Origin of the sequence: Psychrobacter sp. 5A.1 (genome assembly GCF_030407455.1) — a bacterium.
Lineage (GTDB): Bacteria > Pseudomonadota > Gammaproteobacteria > Pseudomonadales > Moraxellaceae > Psychrobacter.
In genome coordinates, this window is the sequence record NZ_JASDDJ010000043.1 from 18,699 (window position 1) to 28,051 (window position 9,353).

General features: G+C 42.2%; 10 protein-coding genes. 1 reads left to right on the forward strand and 9 read right to left on the reverse strand.

Features of this window, described 5'->3' with window-relative positions; genetic code table 11:
• Window positions 1–24 precede the first annotated feature (24 nt).
• The 6 genes from QL982_RS10070 to QL982_RS10095 all read right to left on the reverse strand — a co-directional run bounded on the left by QL982_RS10070 (window position 25) and on the right by QL982_RS10095 (window position 6,675).
• The gene (locus tag QL982_RS10070) at window positions 25–1,017 is read right to left on the reverse strand and encodes a KpsF/GutQ family sugar-phosphate isomerase (RefSeq protein ID WP_290164597.1); all 993 of its coding nucleotides are present in this window, start codon (window positions 1,015–1,017) and stop codon (window positions 25–27) included.
• 513 nt (window positions 1,018–1,530) lie between these two features.
• Window positions 1,531–2,058 (reverse strand): RNA chaperone Hfq, encoded by a 528-nt coding sequence (hfq, locus tag QL982_RS10075; protein ID WP_290164600.1) that lies wholly within the window; start codon window positions 2,056–2,058, stop codon window positions 1,531–1,533.
• Between the two features lie 334 nt (window positions 2,059–2,392).
• A complete protein-coding gene (gene miaA / locus QL982_RS10080) occupies window positions 2,393–3,562 on the reverse strand; it encodes a tRNA (adenosine(37)-N6)-dimethylallyltransferase MiaA (protein ID WP_290164602.1) in 1,170 nt (389 codons plus the stop codon).
• Between the two features lie 82 nt (window positions 3,563–3,644).
• Complete coding sequence (gene mutL, locus QL982_RS10085; RefSeq protein WP_290164604.1) at window positions 3,645–5,435, reverse strand: DNA mismatch repair endonuclease MutL; 1,791 nt, start codon at window positions 5,433–5,435, stop codon at window positions 3,645–3,647.
• 44 nt (window positions 5,436–5,479) lie between these two features.
• Window positions 5,480–6,010, reverse strand: coding sequence for a tRNA (adenosine(37)-N6)-threonylcarbamoyltransferase complex ATPase subunit type 1 TsaE (tsaE, locus tag QL982_RS10090; RefSeq protein ID WP_290164606.1), 531 nt, complete (start codon window positions 6,008–6,010; stop codon window positions 5,480–5,482).
• Window positions 6,010–6,675: a 6-carboxytetrahydropterin synthase gene (locus QL982_RS10095; protein WP_290190298.1), complete on the reverse strand. Its 666-nt coding sequence runs from the start codon at window positions 6,673–6,675 to the stop codon at window positions 6,010–6,012. Before QL982_RS10095 ends, tsaE begins: the two co-directional genes overlap by 1 nt.
• 347 nt (window positions 6,676–7,022) lie before the next feature.
• Here QL982_RS10095 and QL982_RS10100 point away from each other — a divergent pair, with 347 nt between their 5' ends.
• Complete coding sequence (locus QL982_RS10100) at window positions 7,023–7,145, forward strand: hypothetical protein (protein ID WP_265090119.1); 123 nt, start codon at window positions 7,023–7,025, stop codon at window positions 7,143–7,145.
• Between the two features lie 237 nt (window positions 7,146–7,382).
• On the opposite strand, the gene QL982_RS10105 is transcribed toward QL982_RS10100, so the two are convergent.
• From QL982_RS10105 to QL982_RS10115, 3 genes are read right to left on the reverse strand one after another with little or no spacing between them, the layout of a single operon-like run.
• Window positions 7,383–7,715, reverse strand: coding sequence for a YnfA family protein (locus QL982_RS10105; RefSeq protein WP_290164610.1), 333 nt, complete (start codon window positions 7,713–7,715; stop codon window positions 7,383–7,385).
• A 20-nt stretch (window positions 7,716–7,735) separates the two neighbouring features.
• Window positions 7,736–8,557 carry a PhzF family phenazine biosynthesis protein gene (locus QL982_RS10110; protein ID WP_290164611.1) on the reverse strand — a complete coding sequence of 274 codons (822 nt, stop codon included), beginning with the start codon at window positions 8,555–8,557 and terminating at the stop codon, window positions 7,736–7,738.
• Window positions 8,558–8,595: 38 nt separating this feature from the next.
• Window positions 8,596–9,225 (reverse strand): hypothetical protein, encoded by a 630-nt coding sequence (locus tag QL982_RS10115; protein ID WP_290164612.1) that lies wholly within the window; start codon window positions 9,223–9,225, stop codon window positions 8,596–8,598.
• Between the last annotated feature and the right edge of the window lie 128 nt (window positions 9,226–9,353).

The following is a 9,353-nucleotide window of genomic DNA, read 5'->3' on the forward strand; positions in this document are numbered from 1 at the left end:
TATTTTAACAATGACTCACAAACCTTATTTGACACCAGCTTGCAACAAATCATGAACAGTGATAATGGCTTCTAAACGATCTTCTTCATCGATAATCAACAATTGACTAATACCACTTTCATTCATGACACTCAACGCGTCTGAGGCCCGCATGGTTTTGCTGATATGGCGTGGATTGCTGACCATCAGTTCACCCATTGGCGTTTGTAGATCAATGCCTTTTTCTAACCCTCGACGCAAATCGCCATCTGTGAAAACGCCAACGACTTTGCTATCATTATCAGTCACTACCGTCATACCCAAGCGCCCAGCAGACATGGTAAATAAAGCTTGTTGTAATGGGGCTTGCTGATGAATCAAGGGCAAATCTTCTGATTTGGTATGCATCAAGTCTTCGACACGCGTCAATAGCTGACGACCCAGCGCACCAGCTGGATGCGATAAGGCAAAATCTTCAGAAGTGAAATTGCGCGCATGTACTAGAGCAACTGCTAGCGCATCTCCGAGCGCCAGAGTAGCCGTGGTACTGGAGGTAGGTGCTAGATTCAGCGGGCAAGCCTCCTGCGAATGACCAAGTGTCAATACAATGTCAGCCGCTCGTGGCAACATACCGCGCTTATCACGGCTGATACTGATGAGAGGAATCTTCAGATGTTTGACAACTGGCAGTAGCATCTTGATTTCATCTGACTCACCCGAGTTAGAGATAGCAAGTAACACATCACCTTTTACTAACATACCCAAATCGCCATGCCCTGCTTCACCAGGATGCATAAAAAAAGCAGGCGTACCCGTTGATGCAAAGGTCGCTGCTATTTTGCGGCCAATCAATCCAGACTTACCCATGCCTGTTACCACCACTCGACCCTTACAAGCCAGAATAATGTCACACGCTTGCGCAAACCTATCATCAATCTGTTCTGTTAGCAGTGCCAGCGCAGATATCTCAGTATGAATTGCCTCAATTGCAGTGGTAATAAATTGCTTATGGGTCAGGTTATTTTCAGTATTATTCATGAATCTGCTCTATTTTTATAGTGAACCAATACCGTATTTTACTACACTATGTTTCATATTAGTAATGGTCTACAAAATCTATAACAATACAATCCTTAGTGCTTAGTACTTAGTGCTTAGTACTTAGTGCTGAACAGCAAGCATAATATCTATACAAAAAAAACCCACTATATAAGCAGGTTTTAAACGAATACACTATGTCTCAATAATTTGTCTTCAAACAACATGCTAGATTAGGGTCTGTTGAACATTCAAATATTAGGGCTGCTGATTGCTAAAATTGCACCAAACTAGGCGCAAGCCGACGATAATGTCGAGACCTTAACTAGGATTGCAACAACGTTTGGGGGGATTTTAGCATCAGCCTTTCAGGGCAGTACTATTTTCTGCCAATATATGGCGAAATTGTTTAACCTAGAATGACTAGGCGTCAAAAATTTCACTGCATATTGTCTAAAAAATAGTGACTGCCAGCACCACATTTGAATGTTCAACAGACCCTAGTACTATGATTTAGCTGTTGCTGTCATTAGAACCATCGTTTGGCTTATCTTCAAAACCTGCATGGTCTGCTGGATTCTCAAAACCACGGTCCTGACCAAAGCCTCCGCGTTCAAATCCGCGCTCCTGACCTTGACCAAAGCTACCGCGTTCAAAACCACGATCTTGACCTTGGCTAAATCCGCCACGGTTAAATCCGCTACGACTTGATGCAAAGCCACGTTCTTCAAAACTGCCAGCAGCAGGGTTGCTACCACGCTCAAATCCACCGCCTTGATAGCCAGTTGGCGCGGCGCTTTGAGGTTGAGCACTCGCGCCTGCCGTTGTGCTACTACGTGGGTTGCGCGCTGGCACCACTGTTGAGATAGCATGTTTATAGACCATTTGACTCACTGTGTTTTTCAGGAGTACGACATATTGATCGAATGATTCAATTTGGCCTTGTAATTTAATACCATTGACCAAAAAAATAGAGACAGGAATGCGATCTTTACGCAGCGAGTTCAAGAACGGATCTTGTAAAGTTTGTCCTTTTGACATGAAATCTCTCCTAAATATTATATAATTATGTTTTGGGGGCCAATTATTTTAAGTGTTAATTTAATTATAATGGCTAAAAGGTAGATACAATAAAATATTTTCTTTATAAAACGTATCTAAATAAATATTCGTTGTTCTTAAGTGATTCCACTTTATCGCGAATACACTATTATTGTAAATAAATAAGTAACTAGTTGTTTCAATAATGCTTTTATGCACAAAAGTCAATTAATGGTAGCGGTAATAGTACCTAGCAGCTTGATTTAACAGATCTAAATTATAACAGCTATCTATGCTAATTTTTGAAACTAATTGTGTTAAGTGTGCGTGTATTTTAAGATAGATACTCTCTTGCTTGAGCCATCGTCTCAAATGTTTGTAATATCATATGACTGCTAGCAGAATCAGTCTCACTTTCAGACCCTACCACCTTCTCTCCTGAAACATTGGGCAATTGCATGACTTTTCGCAGCCATGTGTATTGACGTTTTGCTAGCTGCCTTGTAGCATATAATGCCTTATTTTGCATTTCCTGACAAGCAAGCGCCTCGGTCTCATGGTTGAGCATGCTTGGTTGAGCAGTCGATTGAAGGCCACTTTCTTGTATTTCTTTGCCATCAATCCCACCTTCATGCTTTCCAAAAGCTTCATAAAACTGGGCTTTGTCCAAATGCGATAACTCAAATATTGGATGATTAATATGAACCAGATACTCTAATACCTGTCGATAACCAACACAGCGCATAGCAGGCATATTAGGCGTAAGCGGATACTTTTCGAGTAAGCCAATCACTTCAGCTACCAGCCCTTCATTCCACATGAGATCTAAACGCTGAGCAATACGCGCATGCAGCCATGGACGATCCGGCATAATTGTCAATGCATGCCACTGCTGATTGGGATTATGTGCCAGTGCTTGTTTAGGCTGACGTTGCCAGTCACTGATTGGGATGTTTGTTTGCAGATAAACTTCAATCGCTCGGGTAATGCGCTGAGTATCAGTTGCATTAAGGCGCTCATGACTTATCGGATCAACTTGACCAAGGTAATCATGCAGTGCTTCAATACCTTCCTCTTGCCGCCACTGATCCACACGAGCGCGGACGCTATCATCACTATCAGGCACAGGTGATAGTCCATCAAGTAGCGCCATGTAATACATCATGGTACCGCCCACTAGTAACGGTATTTTGCCATTCTTATGACAGTTATCAATCAAATTAGCAACATCTGCAACAAACTCAGCAACACTATAGCTCTGTGTCGGATCAATGATATCAACCAGATGATGCGGATAACGTGCCAGCTCATCAGCTGACGGCTTTGCTGTACCGATAGTCATATCACGGTATATCAATGCTGAATCTACTGAAATTAGCTCGTAGCGGCCTGTATCGTATAGCTCATAAGCCAATGCAGTTTTGCCACTCGCGGTTGGCGCCATCAAGCACACCACGCTGTTATCCGTCAGTTTGTGAGGTAGGCTATCAGACGAATGTTGCATAAAGTGGCCTTTCATAATATATGGATAACTCAGATATCGATTGGTTTAATTGCTTTAAGATGTTGTAATTATTTTCAGATATTCAGGATAGCATTAGCTTTACTAAGCGGTGACTATCTATCGCTTTAATAGCATTGTTTGTAATTATTTCAGTAAGATCATTTGCAAAAACTATTGAATCCTGTGCAGACATTTGCATATTTATTTCAATAAGTTGCTGATTAAGCTCATTCGCACTGTCTGGCAATCTAGCTTTTTTGAATACTTGATGACCAGATGCAAGTGACTCAAATAACTGACTTACTTTAAACTGCCAATCTTTAGCGTTTATCAATACACACTGCCCTTGGTGATAAAATAACAGCCAAGGTAGCTGTTTGTCCTCTGCGTTTGAGTCAATACCAATAGCCTCTACATCGTCAATAATATCTAAGCAAACTGGTAAGGATACAGATGCCAGCATTCCAGCGGAACAAAGTGAAGAGCTACTGCTAGCTTGGCCTGATCGCTCATCAATATAAGCGTGCGTTGACTCTTGAGATAACGGCTTGCTTGGAAATATATTGCTTAAAGACGATGGTTTGGCTGAAAACGATTGACTTGAATCGGGTTGATAAGGCTGTCTAGGCGCTTGTACTTGCCCGTTGTGGCTTGAGCCATTTGTAGACAGAGCATTTGACACAGACAGCTCTGATAGATTGCCTTTAGACATATCACTGTTTGAAATATCACTGTCTGATGAATCCGATATTTTCGAGCTAGTAACCTTTGACGTTGGTACAGAGGTGGGCGCACTGATTGTTTTCAATTGGGAGCGAATCGCATGGTTTAAATGCGCCATGATATTATTTAACGGACTGATTTTGATGCGCTGCTTCGATGGATGCACATTGATATTGAGCCATTGGGTTGGTAGATCAAAATAAAGTGCATAACCCATACCATTTAATTGCGCACTCTGAGCCAATTGACGCATCTGATTACTAATCAATGCTTCTTTTACCAACCTGCCATTCACATAAATCAGCTTTGGCAAGTCAGATTTTTCATGATGCAGCGGCCATAGCCAGCCACTAATCGCTGCCTGACTAATATTGCTATTACCGTACTCTACAGACAGCTGTATAAGATTCGTTAAATCTATCGATATTGCTAACGCATTATCCGTCAATGCCATACCAGTCGCTTGTTCTAGACGCGGCAATGGCAAACGACTATCATCGTGATTATTCATACCCGTAGTACTTGCGGATAATGATAGCCGTTTTTTATGATCATGAAAGAGTGTCAAAGCAACATCAGCGCGAGCTAATGCGACCTCTCGGACGATGGTTTCGATATGACCGAACTCGGTAGCAATAGATTTTAAATTACCTCGGCGTGCGGGCACATTGAAATATAAATCTTTGACGGTAATCGTCGTTCCACGACTGTGCACGATAGGTACTAATTTTGGCGTATCAGCCAAGACACCAGCGACCTGCAATTGACGACCAACACCACTGTCATCGTGGCTACTGGTCAGCGTCAAACGAGAGACCGCAGCCGTTGCCGCTAGTGCCTCACCGCGAAACCCCAATGTCGTAATACCATGCAAATTAGCAACGTCAGCGACTTTACTGGTCGCATGGCGGGTAATGGCCATGACCATATCATCGGGATGGATACCAACGCCATTATCGACCACTTCAATCAAGCCCATGCCGCCTTGAGTGATGCGAACCTCAATATTGGTCGCGCCTGCATCGATGGCATTTTCCAGCAGCTCTTTGACCACCGCTGCCGGACGCGTCACTACCTCACCCGCTGCTAATTGATTGATTAACAATGGCGACAGTTTTTTGATACGTGTATTAGCGTAATTATCAGACATGAATAAGCATCATATATTTTGGATTACAGGCGTTTGGTACAACATTAAATTTTGAGCGTTGATAGATCTAAATCTAGCGCTTGTCCTGCTTTCGATAGTCGCAGCTCAACCAAACGAGATTCTTTACCATGATTGTCACCATCACCTTGGGTCATATCAATAAACAAAGTCGGCGGTGGTAAATAGCCATCCGCACGGCTTGCCCATTCGATAATGACCAGAGCATTTGGCTCATCCAGATACTCATCAAATCCAATAAAAGACAACTCTTCTGGATCTTGCAGACGATATAAATCTGCATGATAAACTGGCTTAATCGAGCCATCACTTTTCTGAATGCTGTAAGGCTCAACTAAAGTATACGTCGGGCTTTTTACTGCGCCTGTATGGCCAAGCGCTTGCAGCCAATAACGGGTCAACGTGGTCTTACCTGCACCCAAGTCACCTGCCAGCCACACACTGCCTGTCAATGGCAGATCAGCTAATTGCTGCGCCAATGATTGAGTATCTTGCTCAGAGTTCAGTATCAATGTTTGCGAGTATGTGTCGTCTTTTATAGATTCATCAGTGTGCATCAGTCTGAACCTGCCTGTGCTTGCTCTGTTTGTACCTGCTCTGTTTGTACCTGCTCTGTTTGTACCTGCTCTGTCTGTACTTGCATGGTCACTGATGGGTTGATAAAACTCTCACCGCGAATCAGTTTGGCATACAGTTCAGGGTCATGCCATTCTTTAGAAACTTGGTCACTAAATGCAAATTCTTCCAAAACCAGTTTGCCCATTTGATCATTGGCCACATCATCAGCGAAACACTGCGCATAACCCGTTGCTGTTTCGTGGGCAATCACTGAATAAACGCTGACATCCGACTCGCCATTTTGCATTTGAGTCTGGCGCAAAATCTCTTGCGCCCAAAAGAAGATAACACGCGAGAATTGCTCTGCTGACGGTGATACTGGCAGGCTTATCCAGCGCGCACTGAATTTTTTGCAAGCATCAATATATTCAGGATCGTCTTTATTCCAAAAACAAATAGCATGATCGAAGCTGTCGATAATATCTTTGATCGAAGACTTTAACAGACCAAAATCATAGACCATCTGACCGTGATCTAAGCGCTTGGCTTCTAAAATCAGCTCAATCTGATAGCTGTGACCATGGATAGAATGCTTGCAACGTTCAGAACTACAATTACGAACGATATGAGCATTTTCAAATTTAAAAAGTTTACGAATACGCATAATAATTTGACCAAAACAGTAAGCACGATGGTGCTAAATGTTAATAAATAAGAGTTTGCCGCGTCTATTCATCGGCTTGTCGCTCATTATAGCAAATCGCCATGTATCCGTAAGTAAGCACTTATGAATACTCATATTTATTATACGAATTGACATGACGCAATTTTAGTTAATAGGAGCAATCCATTTAATCGTAGACGAATTGTGCGAATACTATCTATTACTAGTGCTTAAGCCTATACTCAACCCAGTAAACGGCTATGTTGGCCGTCATTATAACGGCACTGCCTCAAACCAGCTCACTTTGGCTTAGAGAATGGCATGTGTTATCTAAAAAGGAAACTACCATGAGCAAAGGTCAAGACAGTAAAAAGAATGTAAAAAAGAAACCACTTTTGACGGCAAAAGAAAAGAAAGCGGCAAAACAAGCTAAGAAAGAAGACAGCGGCAGTATCTTAGGTAAACACTAATAGTAAATACAACAATATGCCAATCAAGCTTAACCGTTTGATTGGCATTTTTTTGTGTTAGCTACTAATTTTTAATTAGGGCGTGTCCTCATTTTAAAAATGGTGATAAAAATGAGATAAATCGCAGTCAAACAAGGAAAATAGCGCAGATAATATCGAGATATTAGTCAGCCATTTGACAAGATTTAGCCACTTTTAACCCATTTAGATAACTATCGATTGAATTGAGGACACGCCCTAGCCACTGCGCGGTGCAAACATAATAATCGCCATTCCTATCAGCGCGACAATAGAACCTACAACATCCCAAGTGGTTGGTCGGATACCATTCACTGTCCACAACCATAAAATCGCCATGACCACATATACCCCACCGTAAGCGGCATAGACTCTGCCTACAGCCGTCGGATGCAATGTCAGCAACCAAACAAAGGCTGCCAAACTCAGTACAGCAGGAATTAAAAGCCAGATTGACTTCCCTTCTCGCAGCCATAGATAAGGCAGATAGCAACCGATAATTTCTGCTAATGCGGTAAGCGCAAACAGCCCAACGGTCTTTAATTCTGTCAAAACTTACTACTCCTCACCCGCTACTTCTCAATGGTAATAAAACCAGTCAGATACTGTACGGCATTGCCAGAGACCAGCACCCTATCCTCGACAACCGTGCAATCGAGTACCCCACCGCGACTGGAGGCTTGATAGGCAACCAGTTCATTTTTCCCTAAACGCTCAGCCCATAATGGTGCTAAACCTGTATGCGCTGATCCTGTCACAGGGTCTTCATCGCCACCATTGGCAGGCCAAAAATATCTCGAAATAAAATCGTAATTTTTATAGTCATCTGATTCAGATTGACATGTCACCACCACATCTAAAGGCGCTAGCTGCTTTAACTTTTCATTATCACGTTCTACATTTAGCACATCCGCTTCAGAATCATAAATCACAAAATACGCTTGCTCATTACGATAAACGTCAACTGGAGCAACTGAAAGACCTGCCAACAACTCCTGAGGAATGTCGGTAATCTTTTCAGGCTTTTTGTTTGGGAAGTCCATTTGTATTTTACCAGTGTCTGTTTGCACAACGGTCAAAATACCAACGGCTTTGGCTGAGAGTTTGATAGACGTTAGAGTAGGATTTTTCTTAAATAACACAAAGGCAGACGCCAAGGTTGCATGCCCGCAAAAAGCAATCTCAGTAAATGGTGAAAACCAGCGGATATGGTAAACATCTTTATCATCAGTCTCATCTAAAACTAGAAATGCCGTCTCGGATAAGTTGTTTTCCATAGCAATAGATTGCATCAGCGCATCGGACAACCAATTTTCTGTGATAATAACCGCTGCTGAATTACCCTTAAAAACGCTATCAGTGAAAGCATCGATGACATTTATTTCTAGCTGCATGTTATATTCTCAATTTTATAATTGTTTAAAGATTAATCTTAGCCTTCATCCTCTCCAGAGAAGTCAAAATACAGAATATTTGACCAAAGTCCAAGGCCGAGATCGTAGATAGCTTGTTCTGGATTATTCACGGACAATGCTTTTGGCGGTGTTGGACGACGACCAAAAATTTTTGCCCAGAAACCAATAGGTTTAGGCTGCTCGCTCACGACTGGCACAGGCAATAACAGTGACTGATACACTGCTGCTATCTCAGGCTGAAGATTCTGCACTTGATTGAGAAGTGCCAGATTTTGCGTTTCTACTGGCGTCTCACTCATCTCAAAAATCTCGCCACACTCCAAAATAAAATACTGATTTTGGTTCTCTGGCATTTTTAAAAATTCAAGCGCCTCTGCAATTGGAGCTTGAGCAGCAGGTAACGTGATACTTGCTAAGAATGCTTCAAGGTTTTGCACACCACTAGCATAATCCCCAATGAGAGCAATCTTTTCAGCGCTGTCCCAAATTACTGATAGACAGGCTTGCGGATTGCCAGAGAGCAGAACCTTAAAGACGATTGGAATATCATAATTATATTCTGAAATACCAGTTAGCACACGGCTGCTATCATCTTGATTTGGTTCGGGGATAGTGTTGGTCGAATACAGATAGCTACGGTTCGCCATAATAATCACTCCAATTTTTAATAATTAAATCAATCGCTATACATTCTTTTGTTGGTGGTGTATCAAAAAGTATGCTGAGGAATTAAAGGAGGGGTGACAGCCGAAGCAAGATGATATATTTGAGGTTA